Here is a 26345-nt window from a genome sequence, read left to right on the forward strand (position 1 = left end):
CACGCGAGGCCGTGCATGGGCAGTTCTCCCCATACGTCGCGCCGGGAGGTTCGCCATAGGATCGGACGCGGAGGAGCGATGCAGCGCATACAACTCGATCTGGAAAGACTTCGCCGCTCGGGGCAGATGCTCGATGCCGTACGCGTGGAGTTCGAGGAAGCCACTGCGAACGCCCATGGCGTCGCGGAAGCCGTAGGCCACCGCGGCTTGTCAGCCGCGATCACCCGCTTCGCCGAATCGTGGGACGACCGACGAGCCGACATGACCGAGAACATCGCTGCTCTCGGGCAGGCCGCTTCCGGCATCGCCGAAGCGTTCGGCGATCTCGATGTCGCTTACGCCGCCTCGTTGGAGGGAACGTCGCCGCCGCCCGCTTCGGCGACTCCCCGTCGAGCGGATGCGCGATGACGCGTTCCTTCGACTGGTCACCGCTCGGAAGGGCTGATGATCCCATTCCCGGAGATCCGGATGCCGTCGACGCAGGCGGCCGCTCGTACATCACCGTGGCCGACGCGATCGCATCCGCAGCGCGTGCGCTGCGCAGTATGGAGACGGACGGCGATGAATCGCAGGCCACGGACGAGCTGATCCGGAACGCGAGCGAGGTGGCCGACGACATCTCCCGCGCCGAGGAGCGCTACCGGGAGACGGGCCTCGCTCTGATCGGGTACGCGCCTCATCTGCACCAGGCCCAGCACGACTCGCTCATCGCGTTGGAGCGCGCACGGGAGGCGCGGGCCGACGCCGAAGCGGCGAACGCCGATCGCCTCCGCTTCCTGCGGCTGGCCGACGGTGCGGAGGATGCGGAGGCGGATGACCATCGTCGCGACGCCGGCCGGGCTGCCGCGGCCGCCGATGACGCCGACGCGTCACTCGCCGCGGCGTACCGCCTGCTGGAAGACGCGGTCGCGCACCGAGATGCGGCAGGCGATGCCGCAGCCGAACGCATCGAGGACATCGTCGGCGGGGACGATCTGAACGACTCCTGGTGGGACGACTGGGGCAAGGACCTCCTCACCGCGATCACCGATATCGCCGGATGGGTCTCGACCATCGCCGGCGTCCTCGCTCTGTGCGTGTCGTGGATCCCGGTCGTCGGACAGCTCCTCGGTGGGGCGCTGCTGATCGTGGCCGGCGTCGCGGGAGTGATCAACGCGCTCGGCAACATCGTGCTCGCGAGCACCGGCGATCGCAGCTGGGGCGAGGCGATCATCAGCATCGCCGGTGCTGCACTCTCTGTGATCGGGCTCGGAGCAGTCGCCCGCTCCCTGGGCAAGGTCGCCGCTGTCGCGCGTATCAATCGAGCAGCTCGCCTGCAGCCGCTCGGGCCCGGTGAGAACATCACACTGATCCCGCTGCGCAACGCGAACCGGTACTCCGTGGCGCAGCTGCGCGAATCTGAAGGGCTGTGGCGGGGTACGGTGAAGGACCTCGCACCCGATACGCCGCTGTACCGACTGTACGGCGGCGCGGACTCCCGCCAGGTCGGCGGCTCGTTCGGTTCGGTTCCGCCGGCGGACCTGCGGTTCCCGCACAACTCCCTCGGGCTGCCGGCGAGCAACTCGATGGAGCGGATGGCCACCTTCCAGATAGACGACATGTCGAAGATGGTCAATCAGCGACATGCCCTGCCCTACGAAGGCACCCTCGGCGGCGCCCCCGAATACGTCTTCCCCAGGGGTGCGGGCGTCTCCGTCGTCGATGACGTGCCGTTCACCGTGCCATGACCCGCATCGACCAGCTCGCCTTCAGCCGCCCGCTCGCGCTCTACCGCGGAACGGGTGATGGCGTCGCTGTGGTGTCGCTCAGCGGCGATCTGCCCGCCTGGGCGCGGGTGGACCGATCCGGTGCCGGCATCGCATCCGGATACGTCTATCTCATCGCCCACGCGGGCGAGATCCAGGTCTACGGAGTGAGCGGATCAGCGCACAGCGGTCCTCCCGAGCGGACCGATGAGGACCCGAGACTCACGCCCCTCGGCGCCTGCTTCAGCGCATCCGACGCGGCATCCGCCATGGCCGAGGACACCGCCCTCGCCGCGCGCACCCGCGCGAGCATGGAGCTCATCCGCGAGCGGTCCTTCATGGCGCACGCCGAGACGCCGTGGGGACCGGCGACCGTGCGCGTCGGCCCGACGCACGCCGGGGAGACGATCCTGGAGTGTCATCTCGCGCACGGGGATCTCAAGCTGCTCAGCACCATCGTTCCCCGCCATACTCTCGAGGGCGCCCTCGTGGCGCCGGTGACGATCACAGTCGGATACCGCACGCCGCACCGGCTCTGGGGCGGGATGGCTGCCCGTACGGCGAAGGTCACACTGTCCGCGCCGCGATCGGGAGGTTGAGGTCATGACGACTGGTTCGCGACTGGTGGCGCCGTCCGAGGACGTCGGTTCTCCCGAGCTGACCGCAGCGCTGCGGATCGCGGATCCTGCGAGCATCTCGAGCGCGTTGGCGCAGGGGTGGGTCGTGGTGCCGCTGCTGCGGACCTCGCAGGGCTCCCGGATCCGTTTGATAGAGGGACTGCAGGGTCGGACCGGATGGGAGCTGCCCGTGTTCAGCTCGGTCGCCGCACTGCACTCGTTCCTCGCGGGTGACGAGCAGCGCGATTTCGACTTCATCCCGGGGACTGCGTTGGCCGGCTTGCTGGCGGGCGCCGAGGATCGCGTGGCACGCGTCGTGTTCGATGTCTCCGAGCCGCACGCGATGGCGGCCTCGGTCCGCGACATTCAACGCCTGCTGAGCGACACGCCGCCCCCACCGGAGGTGCCGCGGGGGCTGCGCCCCTCCGACCGGGCCGTCGACCTCGACCTGCCGCTGGGCGATGACTGGTTCCGCCTGTCGCTCACCGAACCCGCCGAGCTCGAACAGCGCATCCGCGCGCTGGTCGATCGGCAGCTGGCCGGATCCGACGCCGGGATCACGTTGCGCGTCCAGCTGCAGCAGTGGCTGCGGCGCATGGCACGCACCGCTGCCGGCGGAGGCGGAAGGGAGACCGCTTTCCTCGTGCGGCGTACCGGGCAGGCCGCCCTGGCGCTGTCGGTGACCCGGTACTGGCACCGCCTCAGCTCGACGGCGACGCCGCACCTGGATGCGATCGCACATCGGCTCTCGTCGCATCCCGCTGACGCGGATGTCGTCCAAGCGCGGCTCGAGACCGGCAGGCTCATCCGTCACGTCCGCGTGACGCGGGACCGGACCGTCAGCGAAGGGTCGGGCACGCCGGTGCTCGCAGCGGACTACTGGCTGGAGTTCCCCGATCAGCGTGGACTCTGCCTCGTCGCGTTCTCCACCCCGCACGTCGACCAGCAGGCGGCGATCCTCGCACTTACCGACGAGATCCTCCTCGCCAGCACATGGGTGATCGCCGCCTCGCAGGAGGCGTCCGCATGACACAGGACGACGACGCCATCCACGTGCCCGACGATGCGGACCTCGGGTCCCCCGCACTGGCAGCGGCATTGGCCAGCGGAGACGCGGAGGCCATCGGCCGGGCGCTCAGACACGATGTGGTGGTGATCCCCCTCCTTCGCACTCCCGATGGCGAGCTGCAGATCCGCGTGTTCGAGTTCGCGGATGAACCTCCGGCGCTGATGCTCTTCTCGTCGGTGCACGCGCTTCGCGCGTTCCTCGCCGACGAGCCGCAGGGAAGGTTCGATGTGCAGCGGGGAACGGTGCTGCGCGACTTCCTGCGGGAGCACCGCGCGACGATCGCGCACGTGATGTTCGATCGAGCCGGCCCCCACCCGGTGGGCGCGCCCACGGATGCGGTGCTCGCGGCCCTCGAGCCCCGCCCGGACGACGATCTCGTCCGCTGGATCGCGTCCTCGTGAGATCGGTGCCCCCACATCCGGCGTCCCCACAGCCGACGTCGGCTCAGCCGGCGGCCGGACTGCCGATAGCCTTCTGAAGTGGATGATGCGCAGGACCGGGCAAGACGAAGGCTCTCGCGCACCCCGAGTCGCGCGGCGATCATCGCCGTGCTCGCGTTCGTGGGACTGTGCTCGGCGTTCATGTTCACGCTCGTCGTGCCCCTGCAGGCCGAGCTGCCGAAGCTGCTGAACGCCTCGCGTGAGGACACCAGCTGGGTTGTCACCATCACCCTGCTCGTCGCCGCCGTCGCGACGCCCATCTCGGGCCGCCTGGGCGACATGTACGGCAAGCGCCGCGTCGTGATGGTGCTGCTCGCCCTGTTGGCGATCGGCTCGATCGTGGCAGCCCTGTCGCCGTCGATCGTCGGCGTGATCATCGGGCGCGCGCTGCAGGGTGCGACGACCGGAGTCGTGCCCCTGGGCATCGCGATCATGCGCGATGTGCTGCCACCGGAACGGCTCGGCACTGCGGTCGCGCTGATGAGCGCGACCATGGGCGTGGGCGGGGCGGTCGGGATGCCGGTGGCTGCGTTCGTGGCGGAGAACGCGGACTGGCATGGCCTCTTCTGGCTCGCCGCGGGACTGGGAGTGATCGGCCTCGTGCTGGTGCTGCTGGTCGTGCCGGATGACGTGCTGCTCTCACCCGGGCGGCTCGACATCATCGGCGCGATCGGGCTGGCCGCCGGTCTCACGGGGCTGCTGCTGTTCGTCTCGCGCGGGGCGGAGTGGGGCTGGACTTCGCCGTTCGCCCTGGCCTGCCTGATCGGCGGCCTGGTCGTGCTCGCCGTCTGGGGGGCGTATCAGCTCAAGGCCCGCGACCCGCTGCTGGATCTGCGCGTCGCGGCGCGACCGGCGGTGCTGTTCACCAACATCGCCGCGATCGGCATGGGCTTCGCGCTCTTCGCGTCGAACGTGACCTTCCCGCAGATGCTGGAGCTGCCGGCCGAGACCGGATCAGGACTCGGCCTGGACATGTTCACCGCGGCCATCATCGTCGCCGTCTCGGGCGTGATGATGATGATCATCTCCCCGCTGTCCGGCTGGCTGGAGCGCACAGTGGGGCCGCGGCCGCTGTTCACCGTGGGCACGGCGGCGATCGTGCTCGCGTACGCCTTCGTGCTCGTCTGGTCGACCGAGATGTGGCACTTCCTCGTCGCGAACGTGCTGATCGGAGTCGGCATCGGGTTCACCTTCGCCGCCATGCCGATGATCATCATGCGCGCGGTGCCCGCACATGAGACCGGAGCGTCGAACGGTCTGAACGCACTGTTCCGCTCGGTGGGCACCTCGACGGCGTCCGCGGTGATGGGCGGTGTGCTGGCGGCCATGAGCATCGAGGTCGGTGGCCGTGCCATCCCGACCCGGGAGGCCTTCGAGGTCTGCTTCTGGCTCTCGATCGTCGCCGGAGCCATCGCGTTCGCGCTGACCTTCCTCATCCCGAAGCACCCCACCGCGGAGGCGCACCCGGCCCTGCCCGGCTGACCGGCGCAGATCTAAGCAGCCTCAGTGGGTGAACTCCATGAGGTCGGTGCCGAGCACCCGGAAGACATCGTGCGCACGCAGGCGATGGCTGATCGACAGATCGTCGAAGCAGACGGTGAGCGCATAGGCGACACCCGCGCGCGGGCCGCCCAGGACTCCCGCTTCGGCGCGCACGCCGCGATCACGCCCGGTCTTGTTGATGAACAGCAGCCCGTGCGCATCGTGGTCGTGGGCGAACGGATCGAGACCGGTCGCGGATGCCACCAGGCTGAGGTCCTGGTTCAGGCTGAGCCATTCCGCGACCTGAGCGCTGACTGCGGCATCCACTGCCCGCGAGTCGACCAGTGCGGCGAACAGCTGCGCGAACTCGCGCGTCGTGCCGACCGCGACGTGCGGCGCGTCATCGGGTCCACGGCGGTCGCGGAAGCGATCGAGGACGGCGCTGCGCGGCATCCCGAGCTCCACCATCCGCGCCCGCACCCGGTCGTGTCCCACGGCCTCGAGCAGCGCGTTCGCGGCGTTCGGGTCACCGGCGCCGGCGGCGAGCACGGCGAGATCGACGATCGGCAGGGCGGGCGCGCGCAGGTGCCGCCACAGACCGGACCCCGCGACGAGTCCGGCGTCGGGCCGGTCGACGATGCGCAGCGGGTCGAGCACGCCCGCCTCGATGCGCGCCGCGGTCTCGACCAGCACCGGCACCACCCCGAGACCGGCGATGGGCAGCGGCACGTGGTCGTCACCGGCGAGCACGGCTCGTCCCGTATCGAGCTCGGCCACGTGCACCGACACCAGCGCTCCGGCCTGTGCGAGCTCGTCGAGAGCGCGCAGCGACGAGGTGAACGAGCGCCGTCCCGCTGCCGCGCGGCGCAGGGGGCGGCGACCACCGCGATGCGCCCGACGAGCCTCAGCGCGCGCAGCGGATGCCGGATCGGGCGCGGATGCCGGATCGGGGGCGGATGCAGGCGACGAGACCACGCGCGATCTCCTCTCGAGGAGCGGGGGAAGCGGCAGGTCGAGGACCCGCTGCTCTGAACAGGCTCCTCATTCCTGGTCGTCATCGTAGCCCCGCCGCCTGACCTCCGGCTCCGTCGCCGCTCGCGCTCACCAGATGGTGACGCGCTGCTCCTCCGACAGGTGCAGGGCGTCGCCCTCGGTGACGTCGAACGCGTCGTAGAAGGCGTCGATGTTGCTGAGGATCTGGTTGCAGCGGAACTCGTTGGGCGAGTGCGGATCGATCGTCAGCAGGCGGATCGTCTCGGCCTCGCGGCTCTTCTGCTGCCACACCTGCGCCCACGACAGCAGCAGGCGCTGGACGCCGGTGTAGCCGTCGATCACGGGACCTTCGACGGGCTCAGGGGCCGAAGGGGCCTCAGGGGCCGACTCCTTGCCGAGCGAGAGCTCGTACGCCTTCAGCGCGATGCCGAGACCGCCCAGGTCGCCGATGTTCTCGCCGATGGTCAACGCTCCGTTGACGTGGTTCTCGTCGCTGAGCCCGAGCGGCACGAGGGCGTCGTACTGTGCGATGAGGGCCTTCGTGCGCTCTTCGAACGCCGCCCGGTCGGCGTCCGTCCACCAGTCCTGCAGGCGACCGTCTCCGTCGTAGCGGCTGCCCTGGTCATCGAAGCCGTGACCGATCTCGTGGCCGATCACCGCGCCGATTCCGCCGTAGTTCGCGGCCGCGTCGCGCTTCGGGTCGAAGAACGGGTACTGCAGGATCGCGGCGGGGAAGACGATCTCGTTCATCAGCGGGTTGTAGTACGCGTTGACCATCTGCGGCGGCATGAACCACTCGTCACGGTCGATGGGCTTGCCGACCTTCGAGACCTGACGGTCGTGCTCGAAGACCGTCGCCCGGCGGGCGTTGCCGACGAGGTCGGCGGGGTCGATCTCCACGCCGTCGTAGTCGCGCCAGACGTCAGGGTGGCCGATCTTGGGGCGGAAGGTGTCGAGCTTGGCGAGCGCCTTCTGGCGGGTCTCGGGGCTCATCCACTCCAGCTTCTGGATGCTCTGGCGGTAGGCCTCGATGAGGTTCGCGACCAGTTCATCCATGGCGGCCTTGGACTCGGCCGGGAAGTGCCGCTCGACGTAGATGCGGCCGACCGCGTCGCCCAGCGAGCCCTCGACGAGCGAGACGCCGCGCTTCCAGCGCTCGCGGATCGACGGGGTGCCGGTCAGCTCGGTGCCGTAGAACGAGAAGTTCTCGTCGATGAAGTCGTCGGTGAGGTAGGCGGCGAGACCGTGCACCACCTTGGCGCGCAGCCACGCCTTCCAGTCGTCGAGGCGCTCCTCGACGAGCAGCGCGCCGAGGCCCTCGAAGAAGCTCGGCTGGTAGACGACGAGCTCGTCGAACGGATTGGGGCCATGAGCCTGTCGAAGGGCCGAGGCGGCCACGGCGTCGCGCCACGGGGTGAGGTCCACGCCGACGAGCTGCTGGAACTCGGCCCAGGTCTTCAGGTTGTACGTCTTCACGGCGTCGCGGGAGGCGACGTTGTCCCAGTGATGAGCGGCGATCTCCTTCCCGAGGCCGAACGCGCGCTCGGCCTGGCCGGCGGGGTCGTCGATCTCAGCGAGGGCGAGGATGCGCTCGAGGTGCGCCCGGTACGCGGCGCGGGTCGCTTCGAAGCTGTCGAGGCGGTAGTAGCTCTCATCCGGCAGCGACAGGCCGGCCTGCACGGCGAACGGCACGTATCGCTCGGGGTTGCCCGGGTCGGGCTCGATGAACACGCCGATCAGCGCGGCGATGCCGTCACGATCGAAGGCGCCGACGGTGCGCAGGAACGACGGGATGCCGTCGATCGCGTCGACCTTCGCGAGCTCAGCCTGCAGCGGAGCGAGGCCGATCTCGGCGATGCGGTCGGTGTCCATGAAGCTGCGGAACAGGTCGCCGACCTTGCGCTCGAGGGTGCCCTCGGCGGCATCCTGCGACTCGACGATGATCTCGCGGACGTCCTTCTCGGCCTGCTCGGCGAGCATGTGGAACGATCCCCAGCGCGCCTTGTCGGCGGGGATCTCGGCGGCCTCCAGCCACGCACCGTTGACGTGGCGGTAGAGGTCGTCCTGAGGACGGATGTCGGAGCTGAACTCGCTGATGGCAAGGCCGGAGGGCAGAACGTCAGTCATGCGCTCCAGCCTATGCGGCGCGTTCGGTCAGGCGTCCAACTGCTCGACGATCGCACCGGGCGCGGCGCCGACGAGCGTCTCGCAGGCCGCGGCCAGACGCGCCGCGAAGGGAGCGGCATCGGTGGCACGGGTGAGCGCGTGCGCGGCGATGCCGTCGATCATGGCGAGGATCTGCCAGCCGACCGCCTGCGCGTCGTCGGTGGTGAACACACCGGCGTCCCGTCCGTCGCGGATGATCGCGGCGATGAAGCTCTGCCAGGCCGCCATCTGCTCTTCGATCGCATCGGCGAGCGCGGCACTGCCCCGCCCGAGCGACCACGCGTCGACCCAGACGAGGGTGATGTCGTTGTGCTCGCTGTCGAGCACGGTGGTGATCATCTGCGCGAGTCGCGCGGCAGGAGTGGCGCGGGTCGTGACCTCGGTCTTGACCTCGTCGAGCTCGGATGCCACGAGCTCGCGGAAAGTGCGCACGACCAGGTCGTCCATGCTTTCGGCATAGTGCGCGACGAGCCCAGAGGCCACACCAGCGCGTGCGGCGACCGCACGCAGCGTGAGCGCCGAGAGTCCCTGCTCGCGTCCGATCGCGAGCGCGGCATCGTGGATCTCGGCGGAGCGCTGCTGCGGACTCTTCCGCGTACGAGGCCGGGAGACGGATGTTGACATGGTGCCTCCAGTGTAGGAACATCATCTATTGATCGCGCGATCAATAGAGCGATCGGGCAGTTTCGACGAAGGAGACGACATGGCCTGGCGGATGCCGCACGAGGGTGCGACCCACGAGCGCACCTGGATGGCGTTCCCTCGCGCCGGAGTCACCCTCGGCGACGGCGCCGAGTGGCAGGAGAGCGCCTATCGGGCCTGGGCCGACACCGCCCTCGCCATCGCGGGGTTCGAGCCCGTCAGCATGATCGTCGACCCGAGCGAGGTCGACCGCGCCACGCACATGCTCGGGTCGGACATCGAGATCGTCGAGTCGCCGCTCGATGAGTTCTGGATGCGCGACTTCGGCCCCACGTTCGTCGTCGATGACGATCGCCCCGGCGCCCTCGGCGCCGTCGACTGGGTCTTCAACGGCTGGGGCGCCCCGGCCTGGGCGCAATGGCAGGTATCAGCCGGCATCGCCCGCATCATCGCCACACGCACCGGTGCAGAGCTGGTCAGCTCTGTGCTGGTGAACGAGGGCGGCGGGATCCACGTCGACGGCGAGGGCACAGTGCTGCTCACCGAGACCGTGCAGCTCGATCCGAACCGCAACCCGTACGCCGACAAGGCACGGGTCGAGGCGGAGATGGCTCGCACCCTCGGCACGGAGAAGGCCATCTGGCTCCCCCGCGGCCTCACGCGCGACTACGACGAGTTCGGCACCCAGGGGCACGTCGACATCGTCGCCGCGTTCGCTGCGCCTGGTCGCGTGCTGCTGCACCGCCAGGACGACGCCGGGCACCCCGACCACGAGGTCACCCGCGATCTCAAGTCGCTGCTGCAGCAGCAGACGGATGCCGCAGGGCGACCGCTCGAGATCATCGATGTCCCGGCCCCGGCGACGCTGCGCGACGACGAGGGCTTCGTCGACTGGAGCTACATCAACCACCTCGTCGTCAACGACGGGATCGTCGTGTGCGGCTTCGGCGAGGACGCCGCAGACGCCCGAGCCAGGCAGATCCTCGAGGATGCCTACCCCGGCCGCCGCGCGGTGACCGTGGACGCCCGACCGATCTTCGCGCGCGGTGGCGGCATCCACTGCATCACCCAGCAGCAGCCCCGCGTCGGAACCGGGCACTGATGTTCGAGGTCTACGAGAAGCCCATCGCTGAGCTGCGCGCCGCCCTCGAGTCGGGCGAGACCACGAGCGTCGAGCTCGTGCAGGCGTACCTCGCCCGCATCGATGCCTACGACGGCACGGACACCGAGACCGCGCTGAACGCCGTCGTGGTGCGCAATCCGGACGCCTTGGCCGAGGCCGAAGCCTCCGATGCCCGCCGCGCGTCCGGTCAGACGCGCGGACCGCTCGACGGCATCCCGTACACGGCCAAGGACAGCTATCTGGTCACCGGGCTGACCGCCGCGGCCGGCTCTCCTGCGTTCGCCGATCTCATCGCGCAGCGCGACGCGTTCACGATCGAGCGGCTGCGCGCCGGCGGCGCGATCTGCCTCGGCCTGACCAACATGCCCCCGATGGCGAACGGTGGCATGCAGCGCGGCGTCTACGGACGCGCCGAGAGTCCCTACAACGCGGAGTGGCTGACCAGCGCGTTCGGCTCCGGCTCGTCGAACGGCTCGGGCACCGCGACAGCGGCGAGCTTCGCCGCCTTCGGTCTGGGCGAGGAGACCTGGTCGAGCGGTCGCGCACCGGCATCCTGCAACGCGCTCGTCGCCTACACGCCCAGCCGCGGCGTCATCTCGGTGCGCGGCAACTGGCCGCTCGTGCCCACGATGGACGTCGTCGTGCCGCACACCCGCACCATGGCCGATCTTCTCGAGGTGCTCGACGTGATCGTCGCCGATGATGCCGAGGTACGCGGCGACTTCTGGCGCGCGCAGCCGTGGGTGCGCATCCCGGCGGCATCCGAGGTGCGGCCGAGGTCGTACGTCGCGGTCGCGCCGGCGACGCTGCGCGGGATGCGCATCGGCGTCCCTGCCATGTACATCAACGCAGATCCCGACGCCGGCACCGGCACCACCATCGGCGGCGCCACCGGGCAGCGGGTTCGGACCCGCGACTCGGTGATCGCCCTGTGGCGGCAGGCGCGCCGCGACCTCGAGGCGGCAGGGGCCGAGGTCGTCGAGGTCGACTTCCCCGCGGTCACCAACTACGAGGGCGATCGCGCCGGAGCGCCCACGATCGCGACCCGTGGGCTGGTGAGCCCCGAGTTCCTGCACAGCGAGATCGTCGACCTCTCCGCCTGGGCGTGGGAGGACTTCCTCCGCGCCAACGGCGACCCGGCGCTGCCCACACTGATCGGCGTCGATGGGGCGACCATCTTCCCGCATCCGAAGGGCGCCCTGCCCGACCGCTATGACGGGTTCGACGATGACATCGCCACCTACCCGCAGCAGGTCGCCTCGCGTGGGTATGAGGGCTTCACCGACATCCCGCACCTCGAGGACGGCGTGCGCGGGCTCGAGGAGACCCGCCGGATCGACCTCGAGCAGTGGATGGACGAGCGCGGCCTCGACGCCGTCGCCTTCCCCGCCATGGCCGACATCGGCCGCGCCGACATGGATGTGAATGCGGATTCTGCGGATGCCGGCTGGCGCAACGGCGTGTGGGTGGCCAACGGCAATCTCGTGCCGCGGCACCTCGGCATCCCGACCGTCACGGTGCCGATGGGCACGATGGCAGACATCGGGATGCCGGTCGGCCTCACCTTCGCCGGCCGCGCCTACGACGACACTGCACTGCTCGCCCTCGGACTCGCCTTCGAGGCGACCGGGCAGCGCCGCACCGCTCCCCCACGAACGCCCCGGCTCCGCGACAGCCCCTGACGCTCCGCAGCCGACATCCCCGATACCCAGGTTTACAAGGAGGTAACCCATGACCACCACCGCCCCAGCGACCCTTCATCGCAGCCTCAAGCAGCGACACGTCGTCTTCATCGGCCTGGCGTACATGTCACCGTTCGCCGTGTTCGACACCTTCGGCATCGTGTCCGAGGCGACCAAGGGCCACGTGCCCATGTCGTACATCATCATCACGATCGCCGTGCTGTTCACCGCGTTCAGCTACGCCAAGATGGTGCGCGTCTACCCCTCGGCAGGCTCCGCGTACACCTACACGCGGCGCACCATCGGCGCACCGGCCGGATTCCTCGTCGGATGGGTCGCGCTGCTCGACTACCTGTTCCTGCCGATGATCAACGCCCTGCTGGCGGGCATCTACCTCTCGGCGTCGTTCCCCGACGTGCCGGACTGGGTGTGGGTCGTCGGTCTGATCGTCATCATCACGGCGCTGAACATCATCGGCGTGCGGGTGAGCGCGGTGGCCAACATGGTCATGGTGGTGTTCCAGGCCCTGCTCGCGATCGTGTTCGTCGTGCTGACGGTCGGAGCGATCGCCTCGGACAACGCGCTCGCGTTCAGCCTGGCGCCGTTCTACTCGATGAGCGCCGACATGGCGAGCCTCGTCGGTGGCGCCTCGGTGCTCGCCCTGGCCTTCCTCGGCTTCGACGCCGTCACCACGCTGTCGGAGGAGACCGTCGACCCGCGCCGCACGGTGCCGCGCGCGATCATGTGGATCGCCGCCCTCGGTGCCGCCTTCTTCATCACGGTCACCTACGTGATGCAGACGCTCGTGCCCGACCTCGACGCGCTCAACGCCATCACCCCCGACATCGAGGGCGCCTCGCCGTACATCGCTCTGGCGATCGGCGGCATCCTGTTCCAGACCTTCTTCCTCGCCGGCGCGACCGTCTCGGTGCTCTCGTCGGGTCTCGCCTCGCAACTGAGCGCCTCGCGCCTGCTGTTCGCGATGGGCCGCGACGGCATCATCGCGCGGAAGCTGTTCGGCTACGTGCACCCGCGCCTGGGCACGCCGGTGATCAACATCCTCGTCGTCGGAGCGATCGCGCTGACCGCGCTGACGCTGGATCTCAACGCAGCCACCTCGCTGATCAACTTCGGCGCGTTCACCGCCTTCGCCTTCGTGAACCTGTCGGTGATCGCATTCTGGATGCGTCACCGTAACGCGGAGACCACGCGGGGCTCGGTGCTCGCGTGGACCGTCGTGCCGGGCATCGGCTTCCTGATCAACGTCGGGCTCTGGCTGAGCCTGGACCAGCTCGCGATGACCGTGGGTCTGATCTGGGCGGGTGTCGGCGCCGTGTACCTGCTGTGGCTGACCCGCGGATTCCGCCGGCCGACACCCGAGGTCGCGTTCGACGAGGCCGAGGACCTGCCGACCGGAGTGGTGCGAACGCCCGTCACCAGGTGAGGAAGGCCCTACGGGAGTGGCGACGGACAGGTTTCGCGGCCGGGCGGTGTTCGATCAGCCCCGACGCCACCAGCGCCGGCGCGGGCGCTGTGTGGCATCCGATGCCGGCGATGCCGCGCCATCCGCCTTGCGCGCGTTTCGGCGCTCCCGCCACGCGACGACTTCCCGCTCGACATCGCGGGTACGCGTCACCACGGGCGGTCCGCCGAGCAGCTGCCGTCGCGCCTCGATCACCCGCCGATTGAAGTCCTCGATGACGTCGCGCACGTCTTCCTCCCGCGCGAGTTGATCGAGCTGGTCGTCGAGCCCCCGATCCTCCACACGAAGCAAAAGCGCGGGAGGGCCGAGCCCGGAGAGGTTCTCGGTCTCGATCTTGCGACGGATCCACCAGTCGGGATCGTGCTGCCCACCGAGTCCCTCGAGCGGCTTGCCGGCGCCGGGCAGGTTGTCGAACTCTCCGCGTCGGATCGCGAGCTGGATGGCGGTTTCGACGAACTCCGCCTTGTTCTGCACGTTCAGCGCCGAGGCCGGAGCGTCTTCGGGCTGGTCGCGGGCATCCTCGCCGGCATCGCGGCGCGCGCGGTACCGCGCGGCGTCGTTCATAGCATCGGACATGGGAGGCACCTCCGGTGGTTCCAGCGTACGCGCCGAGCGGTGTCGGAGGCCGGCTCTAGACTCCTATTGCCAGCTCGATGCGAGCGCATATAGTTTCGGATGTTGTGGATAACCTATTCGATTTTTCTCGAATAAATGCTTGACAGAGTGTTCATGGCCGTCTTACGCTGGAGGCATGTCAGCAGCGGCGTTGACCCCCTTGCGAGAGGCCTGCACGGCCCTCGGTGAGGTGTGGGCGGATGCCGATACCGCCGCGGATCTGAACCGGCCCGACCTGGTCTCGATCACCCGCCTGATCGGCTCGGCGCGACGGGCCCTTGATGCTCTGCAGGCGGATGTCGCGGCGGTGATCGCGCATGAGTCACGCCCTGAGCTCGGTCCGGATTCGCTGGCGAAGCAGCAGGGCTTCCGCACCCCGGCGCAGCTGATCGCGACGACGACGGGCACGAGTGCGGGCGACGCGGCACGGCTGGTGAAGGTCGGAGAGGCGATCGCCCCGCGGCAGAACCTTCTCGGCGAGCCGGCACCGGCGAAGTACCCGGCCGTGCAGGGCGCCGTCACCGCGGGCCGGCTGGGAGCCGCCGGAGCGGCGGTGATCGTGGAGTTCCTCGACCGGGCGAGGATCGGCAACGACAAGACCCTCGTCGCGGACGTGGAGCGGCAGCTGGTCGAGCGTGCCGTCGGACTGTCGCTGGACGACGCGCGCCGGCTGGTGAAGCGCGCCGAAGCCGTCCTCGAAGCCGATCGCTTGGAGACCAGGGAAGAGGAACGGCGCGCAGCGCGGTCGCTGAGCATGTTCGAACGCGACGGGATGCTGCACCTGAACCTCGTCACCCCCATCGAGGCCGGCGCGGCGATCAAGACCGCGATCGACGGGTACGTCTCTGCACAGTTCCAGGCCCGGAAAGACACCGTCGACGCGGGAGTCGTCGACGGCGACGAGGTGGATGCCGATCAGCGCACCGTCACCATGATGCGCGCCGACGCCCTCGCCCTCTTCTGCACGCACGTTCTCGACTGCGACACCCGGATGCCCGTCGGCGGCGCGACCGTCATCGTCCGCATCAACCTCCATGACCTCCAAGCAGGCACCGGATCGGGCACGATCGACGGAATCGACCAGCCCGTCTCGATCACCGCGATCCGCCGCATGGCCGCCGCAGGAAGCGTGATCCCGTGCGTCCTCGACTCCGCCGGCGACATCCTGGACTGGGGACGCGAGAGACGCCTCTTCACCAGAGCGCAGAAACTCGCCCTCGTCGACCGCGACGGCGGATGCGCGATGTGCGCACTGCCACCGGACATGACCGAGGGCCACCACATCAACTGGTGGACCCGAGACACCGGACCCACCGACCTGACCAACGGCATCCTGCTCTGCTCCACCTGCCACCACCGCATCCACGACAACGCCTGGGACATCCGCATCGAGAACTCCGACGCGCGCTCCGGCACCAGGGGACGAGTGTGGTTCATCCCACCACCCCACATCGACCCGGAACGCCGGCCCCGCCTCGGCGGCAGGGCCCGCTACGACATCGCCGCCTGACAGGCAGCCGCGCGATCCACCGCATAGGCTCGTGGGGTGGCATCCACCGCATCACCGTCGCTGAATCGCGAGATCCTGCGGCTTGCCGTACCCGCGCTCGGCGCGCTGATCGCGGAACCGGCCTTCCTCATCCTCGACTCGGTCATGGTCGGACACCTCGGCACGTCACCCCTCGCCGGCCTCGGCATCGCCGGTGCCGTGCTGCAGACGATCGTCGGGTTGATGATCTTCCTCGCCTACTCCACCACGCCGGCCGTCGCGCGCCGGTTCGGCGCCGGCAAGCCGGGCGACGCGGTGTCGGTGGGCATCGACGGCATGTGGCTCGCCCTCGGACTCGGAGCCGTGCTCGCGGTCGCCGGCGCGCTCGCGACGCCCGCGCTGGTCGCGGCGTTCGGAGCATCCGAGGCGGTCGCGACCGAAGCGCACACCTACCTCACCATCTCGATGTGGGGACTGCCGGCCATGCTCGTCGTCTTCGCGGCCACCGGCCTGCTGCGTGGCATGCAGGACACGGTGACCCCGCTGTGGATCGCCGGACTCGGCTTCGGCGCCAACGCCCTGCTCAACTGGATCTTCATCTACGGCCTGAGCTGGGGCATCGCCGGCTCGGCGTTCGGCACCGTCGCCGCCCAGTGGGGCATGGTCGCCGCCTACGTCGTCGTGATCCGCCGTCTCGCCCGCCGCCACGGCGCGTCGATGAAGGCGCAGCGCTCCGGCCTTCGGGGCACTGCACGCTCCGGCGGCTGGCTGTTCCTGCGCACGGTGAGCCTGCGCGTCGCGCTGCTCACCACGGTCGCCGTCGCGACCGGCCTCGGCGCGCGGGAACTCGCCGGATGGCAGATCGTGTTCACGATCTTCTCGACCGCGGCCTTCGCGCTGGACGCGCTCGCGATCGCCGCGCAGGCGATGATCGGCAAGAGCCTCGGCTCGGACCATCTCAGTCACGTGCACCGCGTCCTGCGCCGCACCCTGGCGTGGGGACTGTGGTTCGGCGTCGTGGTCGGTGTGCTCATCGCCGCCCTGTCGGGCGTGATCGGCGTCGCGTTCACCGGGGATGCCGGAATCGGCGCGCTCGTGCAGCCGGCCTTCCTCGTGCTCGCCGCCGCCCAGCCCATCGCGGGAATGGTGTTCGTGCTCGACGGCGTGCTGATGGGCGCCAACGACGCCCGCTACCTCGCGATCGCCGGCCTGCTGAATCTGGTGCCGTTCCTGCCCACGCTCTGGATCATCGCCACCGCCGGCGTCGACGGGCAGGCTGGGCTCGTGTGGCTCGCCGTTGCATTCTTCGGCGTCTACCTGCTGGCGCGCTTCGGCACGCTCGGCTGGCGGGTGCGCACCGATGCGTGGACCCGCATCGCCGCCTGACCGCTACCCGCTGTCGCCGAGCGTCTAGGCGCAGGAGCGTACGGGGTCAGCCCACTTCGCCGGCGGCGACCGTCTCGGCCAGCATGTGCACCCGCGGCAGATGGTGCGCGCCGTAGAAGTCGGCCGACACCAGACGCGCAGCGTCCGCGGCATCCGGCGACGAATGCGCGAGCACAGCGCTCACCGCGAGACCGTGCATCCATCCGCCGGCGACGGTCCCGAGCAGCATGAGGTACGGCACGCTGACGCCGTAGGCGTCGCGGGTCGCGCCGAAGTCGATCACGGATGCCGTGGCGCGCCGCGCCGCCTCCACTGCACGCTCCAAGCGGTCCGCGGTACGCGCCGCGACCTCGTGATCGAACGCGCGCAGCGCCTCGGCCGTCGACAGGATCGCAGCGAACAGGCTCTCGGCCGTCGCTCCGCCGTCGCGGATCACCTTGCGGCCGATCAGGTCGTTCGACTGGATTGCCGTGGTGCCCTCGTAGATCGGCATGATCCTGGCATCCCGGTAGTGCTGCGCGACGCCGGTCTCCTCGATGAAGCCCATGCCGCCATGCACCTGGATCGCGTCGCTGGTCAGCGCGACGGCATCCTCGGTCGCCCAGCCCTTGAGGATCGGCACGAAGAACTCGGCGAGCGCACCCGTGTCATCGGTCGACGCCCGGTCGAACAGGTCGCCCACGTACACGCCCAGCGCGCGCATCGCGAACAGCCGGCTCTGCATCGACAGCAGCAGCCGGCGCACGTCGGGATGCTCGGCGATCGGAGCGCCGGCAGCGCGGTCGAGCACCGCACCCTGGCGACGGTCGTTCGCATACGCGAGGGCCTGCTGATACGCGCGGTGCGCGATGCCGGTCGCCTGGAAGCCCATGCCGGCGCGCGCGGAGTTCATCATCACGAACATGCCCGCCAGACCGCCGCCGACTTCGCCGACGAGGTAGCCGGTCGCGTCCTCGTAGGAAAGCACGCAGGTCGGGCTGCCGTGGATGCCGAGCTTGTGCTCGAGCGCGACCGTGGTGACGGCGTTGCGCTCTCCCGGGGCGCCGGACGCGTCGGGCAGGAACTTCGGCACGACGAACAGCGACAGCCCCTTCGCACCGGCCGGCGCGTCGGGGGTCCGGGCGAGCACGAGGTGCACGATGTTCTCGGCGACGTCGTGATCGCCCCAGGTGATGAAGATCTTCTGTCCGGTGACCCCCCACGACCCGTCCGCGCGCGGCGTCGCGATCGTGCGGATCGCGCCGAGGTCGGTGCCGGCGTCGGGCTCGGTGAGGTTCATCGTGCCGGTCCACTCGCCCGAGACGAGCTTGGTGAGATACGTCTCGCGCAGCTCTTCGGATGCCGCCGCGTCGAGCGCGTGGATCTGCCCAGCCGTCAGCAGCCAGCACAGCGCGAAGGCGGCGTTGGACGCGTTCCAGATCTCACCGAGGCCGGCGCGGATCGATCCGGGCAGACCGTCGCCGCCCGCGGTCTCCGGCGCCTCGGCGGAGACCCACCCGGCCTCGACGAACGCCTGATACGCCTCGGCGAACCCCGCCGGAAGGCGCACCTGGCCGTCTTCCAGCCGCGCACCCTCGCGATCACCGCTGGTCTGCAGCGGCGCCAGGACGGAAGTCGCGAACTCGCCGGCTCCGGCGATGATCTCCTTCGCGTCCTCGGCGGTGAAGGCGCCACCGGTCGCGCGCGCGGGGAGGTCGACGCCGAACGCCTCGCCGAACAGGAAGCGGTAGTCTTCGACCGGGGGGACGTAGTCGGATGCCATGGCACACTCCATTCGCGTGAGACTGAGACCCAGTTTACGCGACACTGCGTGTCAGGCGTAGCGGCGGCACCATTCGTACATGACGACCGCGGCCGCTGCACTCGCATTGATCGACCGCGTGGAGCCGTACTGCGTGATCTCCACATGGCCGGATGCCGCGGCGAGCGCCTCCTCCGAGAGCCCGGGCCCCTCCTGCCCGAACAGCAGCACGCAGCGCTCCGGCAGATCGGCGCGATCGACCGGCACCGCCTCGCCGACGTTGTCCACGGCGATGATCGGGATGCCCTCCCCCGATGCCCACGCCGTGAAAGCCGCGACGTCGGGGTGGTGGACGACGTGCTGGTAGCGATCGGTCACCATCGCACCGCGCTTGTTCCACCGGCGCCGACCGATGATGTGCACGGTGTCGGCGAGGAACGCGTTGGCGCTGCGCACGATCGAGCCGATGTTCATGTCGTGTTGCCAGTTCTCGATCGCCACGTGGAACGCGTGCCGTTGCGTGTCGAGGTCGGCGACGATGGCATCCATCCGCCAGTACCGGTAGCGGTCGATGACGTTGCGGGTGTCGCCGTGCGCGAGCAGCTCCGGATCGTAGTGGTCGTCAGTGGGCAGATCCCCCCGCCAGGGGCCGACGCCGCGCGTCGTGCGCTCGGGAACGTCGTCTGCGGTCGAGTCCTCCATTCGGCTCAGCGTATCCGCCGCCGGGGAAGTGCTACTTTTAGGCATGCCTAAAAGTCCGATGCGCTCCGCGGCGCTGCTCGGTCCGGCATTGGTGGCCGGAGTCGCCTATCTGGACCCCGGCAACGTCGCCAGCAACATGACCGCCGGCGCCAGGTACGGCTATCTGCTGGTGTGGGTGGTCGTCGCGGGCAACGTGATGGCGTGGCTGGTGCAGTACCTGTCTGCGAAGCTCGGCGTCGTCACCGGCCGGAGCCTTCCCGAAATCCTCGGCGCCCGCATCCGCAGCCGCTGGGCACGGCGGGCGTACTGGTTGCAGGCGGAACTGGTGGCCATGGCGACCGACATCGCGGAGGTGCTCGGCGGCGCCGTCGCCCTGAACCTGCTCTTCGGCACCCCGCTGCTCCTCGGCGGGGCGATCACCGGCGGCGTGTCGATCGCGCTGCTCGCGGTGCAGACGCGCCGCGGGCCGCGCCACTTCGAGTTCGTCATCATCGGGCTGATGGCGATCATCGTGGTCGGGTTCGTCGCCGGACTCTTCGTGGCGCCGCCCGACGCGGGTGGCGTGCTCGGCGGGATGCTGCCGCGGTTCACCGACAGCGGATCGGTGCTGCTGGCGGCATCCATCCTCGGCGCCACCGTGATGCCGCACGCGATCTACGCGCACAGTGCACTGACCCGCGACCGCTTCGGCGCTCCGACGGACTCAGCGACCCAGAGAGAGCGGGTGCCGTCGATCCGGACCCTGCTCACCGTCACCCGCTGGGACGTCTCGATCGCGATGGTCATCGCCGGATCGGTGAACCTGGCCATCCTGCTGCTGGCCGCCGCGAACCTCGCCGGCGTCGAGGGCACGGATTCGCTCGAGGGCGCTCACGCGGCGATCACGGCGAGCCTCGGCCCGTTCATCGGCACCCTGTTCGCTGTGGGCCTGCTCGCCTCTGGCCTGGCCTCGACGTCGGTCGGCGCCTACGCCGGAGCCGAGATCATGCACGGACTGCTCACCATCCGCATCCCGCTCCTCGCGCGGCGACTCTTCACCCTCATCCCCGCGCTGCTGATCCTCGGGGTCGGGTTCGACCCGACGGCGGCGCTGGTGCTCAGCCAGGTCGTGCTGTCGTTCGGCATCCCGTTCGCGCTGATCCCGCTCGTCGCGCTCACCGCGCAACGCCGCACGCTCGGCGAGCACGCCAATCGAACGGTGACGACGCTGCTCGGCGTCCTGTTCGCCGCCCTGCTCATCGCCCTCAACGTCGCGCTGCTGTGGCTGGTGCTCACGAATGCCGGATGACCCCCTACCCCGCCCCCGCACCCCCGGCCCCATCGAGAGCACCCCGTCTCGCCGAGTGCACCACTTATCGGCGGCGATAGGCCGTGCACTCGGCGAGGTCCCGTGCTCTCGACGAGGGGTGAGAGGGGTGAGAGGCGAAGGGGGCTGGCTGGCAGGTCAGCGGGCGAACTCCTCCGTCCACTGCGCCGTCGCGCCGTCGGCGAGGCGGTACCAGGCATCGGCGACCGCGGTCACCGTGACCTCACCCGTGACGCGCACCTTGCCGTTGGCCGAGGTGACCGGCTCCCCGTCGACGTAGTACGTGACGCCCTTGACGTTCTTGGGCACCTGCACCTCGTCATGGGCGGTGCCAGGACGGTCCTTGAACTTCGGCGCGGCCGGCGTCACCGGCGCCGTCAGCACCGGCACCTTCGCCCAGTCGATGTCGCTCGCCAGGTAGAACGACGTGTACGCGGGCTGGTTGTACGTCGTCTGCTGACGTGCCGTCTCGGCACGGTACTGCACGTCGTGCATGAGCGTCGTCAGCTTGTGCTCGGTCAGCTCGGTGGAGGTGTAGAAGCGCAGCGCGCTGGAGTCGACGGTGCGCACCAGCAGCTCCTCGCGCCAGTCGCCCAGCACGTCGGCGACCAGCGACGGGTTCCCCTTGGTGCCGTTGCTCGTGCGCGTGCCCTCAGCCGTCAGCAGCGTGCCCCGGGTCCAGTCGTCGATCGCGGGGGTCGCGTCGCCGCTGCCGTTGACGATCTGCGTGGTGAGATCGCCCGCCCAGCGGATCGACATGTTCGTGCCCGGAGTCTTCGCCGAGAGCACCTCGCCCTTCGCGCTGAGCAGGCCACTGGCATCCGTCCCACCTGGCATCGACGACCACACCTCGATGCCGGGTACGTCCGCGCGCACGTCGCCGATCATGGCGCGACCCGTGTCGCGCCCGGAGTACGCGCCGAACAGCGCCTCGCCGGTGGCGGCGTCGCGCAGCACCGACCCGTACGGCGCGGACGTGCCGCCCTCGTGAGCGGTCCAGATCTCCAGGCCCTCGCGGTCGGGGTCGATGTCGGTCACGTGCATCGCATCGCCGTGGCCGAGACGCACATCGGCACCCGGGTCTGCGCTGCCCTCGGGGAGCACGTCGTGCGAGCTGTACAGCAGTCCGCCGTCGTCGTCGATGGTGGCCGAGCCGTAGACGAGCTCCTGCCGTCCGTCGCCGTCGACATCCGCGAAGCTCAGCGAGTGATCGCCCTGCGTCGTGATCCCGCCGTAGACGGGATCGGTGCCGTCACACCCGTGCGGGGAGTCGTTGAACGGGTTGGTCATCGGCGCGTGCCCGCTGTCGACCTGCCAGCGCTGGGTCAGCCGCTTGCCGTCCCAGTCCAGCGTCGTGATCGTGGTGCGGGTGTAGTAGCCGCGCGCGAAGACGGCGGAGGGATGCCGCCCGTCGAGGTACCCGACGCCGGAGAGGAACCGGTCGACGCGGTTGCCCGGCTCGATGCGCGACATCGCGTAGTCGCCCCAGAGCAGGCCGTCGTCGCCGCGCTCGGTCGGGTACGCGATGGTCTGCAGCTCTTCGCCCGTTGCGCTGTCGAACACCGTCAGGTACTCGGATCCGTCGATGATGAAGCCCTCGAACTCGCGCAGCACGTTGCGGCTGCTGCGACTGGGCGCGTACACGTCGAGGAACGTGTCGGCCAGCTCTTCGGCATCCGCGCGGCTGAGCGGGTACTCGTGCGTGACCGGCATGCCCCACGCCTCTTCGAGGGTCGCGGGCCACTGACCCGACACGACCTCGGGGCGCTCGCTCCAGCCGAGGAACATCTCGACCAGGTGCTCCTCGTAGTCGGCGGCGCTGAGGCGGTAGTCGTCGTCGTTCGAGTAGCCCGCCTTGAGATCGGTCTTCGGCATGGTGATGTGCTTCTCGCTGCGCACCGAGCCATCCGACGCATAACGGATCGACTTGGTGCCGGGCGCGGTCTTGAGGATGGTCTCCGAGCGGCCGTCACCGTCGAAGTCGTAGACGAGGAACTGCGTGTAGTGCGCGCCGGCGCGGATGTTCACCCCGAGGTCGAGCCGGTTCAGCAGCGTGCCGTCGAGCTCGTAGGTGTCGATGTAGACGTTGCCCGTGTAGCCGCGCTGCGAGACGTCCTTCGAGTTCGACGGATCCCACTTGACGACGTACTCGTACTGCCCGTCTCCGTCGACATCGCCCACCGAGACGTCGTTGGCGGAGTAGGTGTAGGCCTCGCCGGCCGGCGTCACGCCGTCGGCCGGCTTCTGCAGCGGCAGGTCGTAGTGCCCCTGAGCCCACGGCGAGACGGCAGCCGATTCCGTCAGCTCCACACCGTTCACGACGGGCGCGACGGTGTACTCCGTGTCGGCGGTTCCCTGGTCGTCGGCGTAGTTGGTGCTGTCGGTGATGAGCGCGATGCGTTCGCCGTCGCGGTAGATGGCGAAGTCGGGGCCGGCGAGGCTGGTGTCGGTCGCGCCGGTGGCCTCGGATGCCAGCAGTCGCCAGCTGAGGAACACGCCGTCATCGGTGGAGACCGCGACGAGGCCGCGGTCGAGGTTCTCGAGTTGGGGGACGCTCGATGGGGCGCGGTCGCCGGCCGGGGAGGCTACGGCTGCGGTCTGGGCTCCGGTGACGAGCATGCAGGCTGCGGTCGCCATCACCAGAGCGGTGCGGGATGTTCGAGATCTGGGATTCATCGTTGAAACTCCTCTGGGCTGGGGCCCGGCTGGATAGCGCTTTCCACGCTCGGACGAAGCTACCGGTCCGACTCTCGGGGGTCAAGTGTTTTGAGACGATTCACCTCGCTGCGAGACCGGCCGGCCGACGCCCCCGGGTAGGCTCGAACCCATGCCCTCCTCCCCCGCTCGGAAGCACCGCGACGACTCCGAGGCGCGCCGTGCGATGCGGTTGAGCACCTGGTTCGCGCTCGGCGCTGGAGCACTGGGAGTCCTGCTGATCGCCCTGCCCGACCTGCTGCCGGCCGGCGGACCGTGGGTGCAGCTCGCGCTCGGCGCGCTGACGCTCTTCCTCGCCTTCCGCGCCCGTGCGATCGGCACGCGCGGGGTGAACGACTACGACGGACGCCTGTCGCTTCTCGCCGCGATCGCGGGCTTCGCGGTGATGTTCTTCGCCGGCAACGCGGCCTTCAACGTGCTCGCCTCGATGGGCGGCTGAGCGTGGCATCCCCCGCCTTCGACGACTATCTGAAGACCGTCTACGCGCACACCGAGTGGCAGGACGCGCCGATCACCCCCTCGCAGCTCGCCGCCGCTCTGGGCGTCGCCCCGTCGAGCGTCACCGAGATGGTCAAGAAGCTCGCCGCGGCCGGTCTCGTCTCGCACGTGCCGTACGGTGCGGTGCGGCTGACGGATGCCGGTCGCGCGCGCGCCCTGCAGATGCTGCGCCGCCATCGCCTGATCGAGACGTGGCTGGTGCGCGAGTTCGGCTACGCATGGCACGAGGTGCACGACGAGGCGGAGGTGCTCGAGCACACCATTAGCGACCGCCTGCTGGAGGGCATCGACGAGCGCCTGGGCCGGCCGCGATTCGACCCGCACGGCGACGCCATCCCCGACGCGCAGGGCGAGGTCGACCGCGAGCCGTTCGTGCTGCTCGCCGACGCTCCCGCCGGTCACATCGGCCGGGTGCTGCGCGTCAGCGATCGCGACCCCGAGCTGCTGCAGCAGCTGGAGGATGCGGGGGTGACGGTCGGCGCGCAGATCACCGCGCCGGGTGAGCTGCCCGACGGAGCAGCCCAGGCGATCTGGCTCAGCGCCTGACCGGTCAGGACTTGACCGAGCCGCTCATCAGCCCGCCGATGAAGTACTTGCCCAGCAGGATGTAGACCGCCAGCGTGGGCAGCGAGGCTATCAGGGCGCCGGCCATCGAGGCGCCGTAGTTCGACAGCTGCGCACCCTGCGACAGGTTCACCAGCGACAGCGACACCGGGCCCTGGTTGGCGTCGGAGAGGAACAGCGCGAACAGGAAGTCGTTCCACGCCGAGGTGAACTGCCAGATGATCGTCACGACGAACCCGGGCAGCGACAGCGGCAGGATGATCCGCCAGTACGAGGCGAGCATGCCTGCGCCGTCCACGCGCGATGCCTCCATCAGCTCCTCGGGCACGCCCTCGTAGTAGTTGCGGAAGATCAGGGTGCAGATCGGCAGACCGTAGATAATGTGCACGATCAGCAGCGTGAGGATGTTGCTGGGCATGCCCAGCGATGTCTTCATCTGCACCAGCGGCACCATGATCGCCTGGTAGGGGATGAACATGCCGAACAGGATCAGCGTGAAGACGATGTTCGCGTAGGGGAAGCGCCAGCGCGAGAGCACGAAGCCGTTCATCGAGCCGAGCAGTGCCGAGATCAGCGCCGCGGGGATGGCCAGCAGGAAAGTGCGTCCGATCGAGGGGGCGAGCGCATCCCAGGCGTTGATCCAGTTGTCGAACCCGGTGACGCCGCTCTCGTCGGCCTGCCACGGCCACAGCGACGGCAGCGCCCACGATGTGGCGGCGCTGACGTCGGAGGGGGATTTGAGACTGGTGACGAACAGCACGTAGACCGGCATGAGCACGATCACGACGAACAGCAGCAGCAGCGCGTACTTCGCGGTGCGGCCGGTGCGCGCACGGCGAGGGTGCCCGGTGGTGATGTTCGAGGGCGCGGCGGTCCTGCGGGTCTCGAGTCCGGTTGCGACGCTCACTTGCGGGCCTTCCTCTCGGCGCGGGCCGTGAAGATCAGGTACGGCACGATGAAGATGCACACCAGCAGCAGCAGCACGGTGGCGATGGCGGATGCCTTGCCGTATTCGCCGCCGGTCAGGGCCACCCACATGTAGGTCGCGGGCACCTCGGTGACGTACACCGGTCCGGTGATCGCCATGATCAGGTCGAACACCTTCAGCGACATGTGCGCGACGATCACAAGAGCCGACAGCGCGACGGGGCTCAGCTGCGGGAAGACGACGTGGCGGTACAGCTTCCACTCGCTGGCGCCGTCCATGCGGGCCGCCTCACGCAGTTCGTCGGGGATGCCGCGGAAGCCGGCGAGGAACAGCGCCATCACGTACCCGGCGAGCTGCCAGATCGCCGGCATCGCCATCGCCGCCATCCCCCACCCGGGAGCGTTGTACCAGTCGTTCTGCAGCGCGCCGAGGCCGATCGAATCGAGCAGCCGGTTCAGCCCCGAGGCGCGGTCGCCGGTCGCCGAGCTCAGCAGCCATCGCCACACCACACCGGATGCCACGAACGACACCGCCATCGGGAAGAGGTAGATGGAACGGAACGTGCCCTCCGCGGTGACGCCCTTGTCGAGCATCCACGCCCAGAGGAAGCCGAAGAGCATCGTGCCGACCATGAAGAAGACGGTGAAGACGCCGAGGTTCGCCAGCGAGTGCAGGAACCGCGGCTCGGTGAGCAGGTCGGTGAAGTTCTGCAGCCCGACGAACTCCGACGCGGTCAGCGCCGAGTCGCGCGTCATGGCGGTCGAGAAGTTCACGCCGATGAGCACGTAGACGAAGATGCCCAGCAGCACGATCGTCGGCGAGATCAGCAGCAGTGGCGGGCCCCAGTTGCGGATGCCTTTGCGCATCGGTCCTCCTTGATGGCGAGCACTTGATGGCGAGCACTTGATGGCGAGCGCGATGCGGGGCGGCGCCGGCACGCCGCCCCGCATCACGCGGAT

The 26345-nt window shown here is 69.5% G+C and carries 23 protein-coding genes; 14 read left to right on the top strand and 9 right to left on the bottom strand.

The features are described from left to right. Nucleotides 1-15: 15 nt before the first annotated feature. The 6 genes from WFG93_RS01300 (at nt 16) to WFG93_RS01325 (ending at nt 5353) form a co-directional block, all read left to right on the top strand. Nucleotides 16-408, top strand: coding sequence for a hypothetical protein (locus WFG93_RS01300; RefSeq protein WP_336644509.1), 393 nt, complete (start codon nt 16-18; stop codon nt 406-408). Next, nucleotides 405-1727 carry a hypothetical protein gene (locus WFG93_RS01305; protein WP_336644510.1) on the top strand — a complete coding sequence of 441 codons (1323 nt, stop codon included), beginning with the start codon at nt 405-407 and terminating at the stop codon, nt 1725-1727. Before WFG93_RS01300 ends, WFG93_RS01305 begins: the two co-directional genes overlap by 4 nt. Beyond that, nucleotides 1724-2344 (top strand): hypothetical protein, encoded by a 621-nt coding sequence (locus tag WFG93_RS01310; protein WP_336644511.1) that lies wholly within the window; start codon nt 1724-1726, stop codon nt 2342-2344. Before WFG93_RS01305 ends, WFG93_RS01310 begins: the two co-directional genes overlap by 4 nt. A gap of 4 nt (nt 2345-2348) precedes the next feature. Next, nucleotides 2349-3392 carry a hypothetical protein gene (locus tag WFG93_RS01315; protein WP_336644512.1) on the top strand — a complete coding sequence of 348 codons (1044 nt, stop codon included), beginning with the start codon at nt 2349-2351 and terminating at the stop codon, nt 3390-3392. Further along, nucleotides 3389-3832 carry a hypothetical protein gene (locus WFG93_RS01320; RefSeq protein WP_336644513.1) on the top strand — a complete coding sequence of 148 codons (444 nt, stop codon included), beginning with the start codon at nt 3389-3391 and terminating at the stop codon, nt 3830-3832. The genes WFG93_RS01315 and WFG93_RS01320 overlap by 4 nt, the downstream gene beginning before the upstream one ends. 78 nt (nt 3833-3910) lie before the next feature. Next, complete coding sequence (locus WFG93_RS01325; RefSeq protein WP_336644514.1) at nt 3911-5353, top strand: MFS transporter; 1443 nt, start codon at nt 3911-3913, stop codon at nt 5351-5353. Nucleotides 5354-5374: 21 nt separating this feature from the next. On the opposite strand, the gene WFG93_RS01330 is transcribed toward WFG93_RS01325, so the two are convergent. The 3 genes from WFG93_RS01330 to WFG93_RS01340 form a co-directional block, all read right to left on the bottom strand. Continuing rightward, nucleotides 5375-6328: a serine hydrolase gene (locus tag WFG93_RS01330; protein ID WP_336644515.1), complete on the bottom strand. Its 954-nt coding sequence runs from the start codon at nt 6326-6328 to the stop codon at nt 5375-5377. 126 nt (nt 6329-6454) lie between these two features. Then, nucleotides 6455-8473, bottom strand: coding sequence for a M13 family metallopeptidase (locus WFG93_RS01335; RefSeq protein WP_336644516.1), 2019 nt, complete (start codon nt 8471-8473; stop codon nt 6455-6457). A 27-nt stretch (nt 8474-8500) separates the two neighbouring features. After that, nucleotides 8501-9136 (bottom strand): TetR/AcrR family transcriptional regulator, encoded by a 636-nt coding sequence (locus WFG93_RS01340; protein WP_336644517.1) that lies wholly within the window; start codon nt 9134-9136, stop codon nt 8501-8503. Between the two features lie 79 nt (nt 9137-9215). Between WFG93_RS01340 and WFG93_RS01345 the strand changes: the two genes are divergently transcribed. Genes WFG93_RS01345 through WFG93_RS01355 form a run of 3 tightly spaced genes read left to right on the top strand, consistent with a single transcriptional unit; the run spans nt 9216 to nt 13403 of the window. Then, the gene (locus tag WFG93_RS01345; RefSeq protein ID WP_336644518.1) at nt 9216-10256 is read left to right on the top strand and encodes an agmatine deiminase family protein; all 1041 of its coding nucleotides are present in this window, start codon (nt 9216-9218) and stop codon (nt 10254-10256) included. Beyond that, complete coding sequence (locus tag WFG93_RS01350) at nt 10256-11959, top strand: amidase (protein WP_336644519.1); 1704 nt, start codon at nt 10256-10258, stop codon at nt 11957-11959. Before WFG93_RS01345 ends, WFG93_RS01350 begins: the two co-directional genes overlap by 1 nt. Before the next feature lie 49 nt (nt 11960-12008). Beyond that, nucleotides 12009-13403 (top strand): APC family permease, encoded by a 1395-nt coding sequence (locus WFG93_RS01355; RefSeq protein ID WP_336644520.1) that lies wholly within the window; start codon nt 12009-12011, stop codon nt 13401-13403. A 54-nt stretch (nt 13404-13457) separates the two neighbouring features. Here WFG93_RS01355 and WFG93_RS01360 read toward each other — a convergent pair whose 3' ends face one another. Next, nucleotides 13458-14018, bottom strand: a complete 561-nt coding sequence (locus WFG93_RS01360; protein ID WP_336644521.1) for a J-domain-containing protein — start codon at nt 14016-14018, stop codon at nt 13458-13460. 175 nt (nt 14019-14193) lie between these two features. Between WFG93_RS01360 and WFG93_RS01365 the strand changes: the two genes are divergently transcribed. Beyond that, complete coding sequence (locus tag WFG93_RS01365; protein WP_336644522.1) at nt 14194-15567, top strand: HNH endonuclease signature motif containing protein; 1374 nt, start codon at nt 14194-14196, stop codon at nt 15565-15567. Between the two features lie 36 nt (nt 15568-15603). Then, nucleotides 15604-16932 carry an MATE family efflux transporter gene (locus WFG93_RS01370; protein WP_336644523.1) on the top strand — a complete coding sequence of 443 codons (1329 nt, stop codon included), beginning with the start codon at nt 15604-15606 and terminating at the stop codon, nt 16930-16932. 46 nt (nt 16933-16978) lie between these two features. Here the strand turns inward: WFG93_RS01370 and WFG93_RS01375 are convergent, their stop codons facing one another. Next, nucleotides 16979-18694 carry an acyl-CoA dehydrogenase gene (locus tag WFG93_RS01375; RefSeq protein WP_336644524.1) on the bottom strand — a complete coding sequence of 572 codons (1716 nt, stop codon included), beginning with the start codon at nt 18692-18694 and terminating at the stop codon, nt 16979-16981. A 51-nt stretch (nt 18695-18745) separates the two neighbouring features. Beyond that, nucleotides 18746-19375, bottom strand: a complete 630-nt coding sequence (locus tag WFG93_RS01380) for a TrmH family RNA methyltransferase (RefSeq protein ID WP_336644525.1) — start codon at nt 19373-19375, stop codon at nt 18746-18748. Nucleotides 19376-19418: 43 nt separating this feature from the next. Between WFG93_RS01380 and WFG93_RS01385 the strand changes: the two genes are divergently transcribed. After that, nucleotides 19419-20663: an Nramp family divalent metal transporter gene (locus WFG93_RS01385; protein ID WP_336644526.1), complete on the top strand. Its 1245-nt coding sequence runs from the start codon at nt 19419-19421 to the stop codon at nt 20661-20663. A 156-nt stretch (nt 20664-20819) separates the two neighbouring features. On the opposite strand, the gene WFG93_RS01390 is transcribed toward WFG93_RS01385, so the two are convergent. Continuing rightward, nucleotides 20820-23357: a rhamnogalacturonan lyase gene (locus WFG93_RS01390; RefSeq protein ID WP_336644527.1), complete on the bottom strand. Its 2538-nt coding sequence runs from the start codon at nt 23355-23357 to the stop codon at nt 20820-20822. A gap of 151 nt (nt 23358-23508) precedes the next feature. On the opposite strand from WFG93_RS01390, the gene WFG93_RS01395 reads away from it, so the two are divergent. Further along, entirely contained in the window at nt 23509-23835 is a 327-nt protein-coding gene (locus WFG93_RS01395) for a hypothetical protein (protein ID WP_336644528.1), read from the top strand. A 2-nt stretch (nt 23836-23837) separates the two neighbouring features. Next, nucleotides 23838-24440 carry a metal-dependent transcriptional regulator gene (locus WFG93_RS01400; protein ID WP_336644529.1) on the top strand — a complete coding sequence of 201 codons (603 nt, stop codon included), beginning with the start codon at nt 23838-23840 and terminating at the stop codon, nt 24438-24440. Nucleotides 24441-24444: 4 nt separating this feature from the next. On the opposite strand, the gene WFG93_RS01405 is transcribed toward WFG93_RS01400, so the two are convergent. Beyond that, nucleotides 24445-25365 carry a carbohydrate ABC transporter permease gene (locus tag WFG93_RS01405; protein WP_442928219.1) on the bottom strand — a complete coding sequence of 307 codons (921 nt, stop codon included), beginning with the start codon at nt 25363-25365 and terminating at the stop codon, nt 24445-24447. After that, nucleotides 25362-26252, bottom strand: coding sequence for a carbohydrate ABC transporter permease (locus WFG93_RS01410; protein WP_336644530.1), 891 nt, complete (start codon nt 26250-26252; stop codon nt 25362-25364). Before WFG93_RS01410 ends, WFG93_RS01405 begins: the two co-directional genes overlap by 4 nt. Nucleotides 26253-26345 lie beyond the last annotated feature (93 nt).

It is taken from the genome of Microbacterium sp. USHLN186 (assembly GCF_037145155.1).
GTDB lineage: Bacteria > Actinomycetota > Actinomycetes > Actinomycetales > Microbacteriaceae > Microbacterium.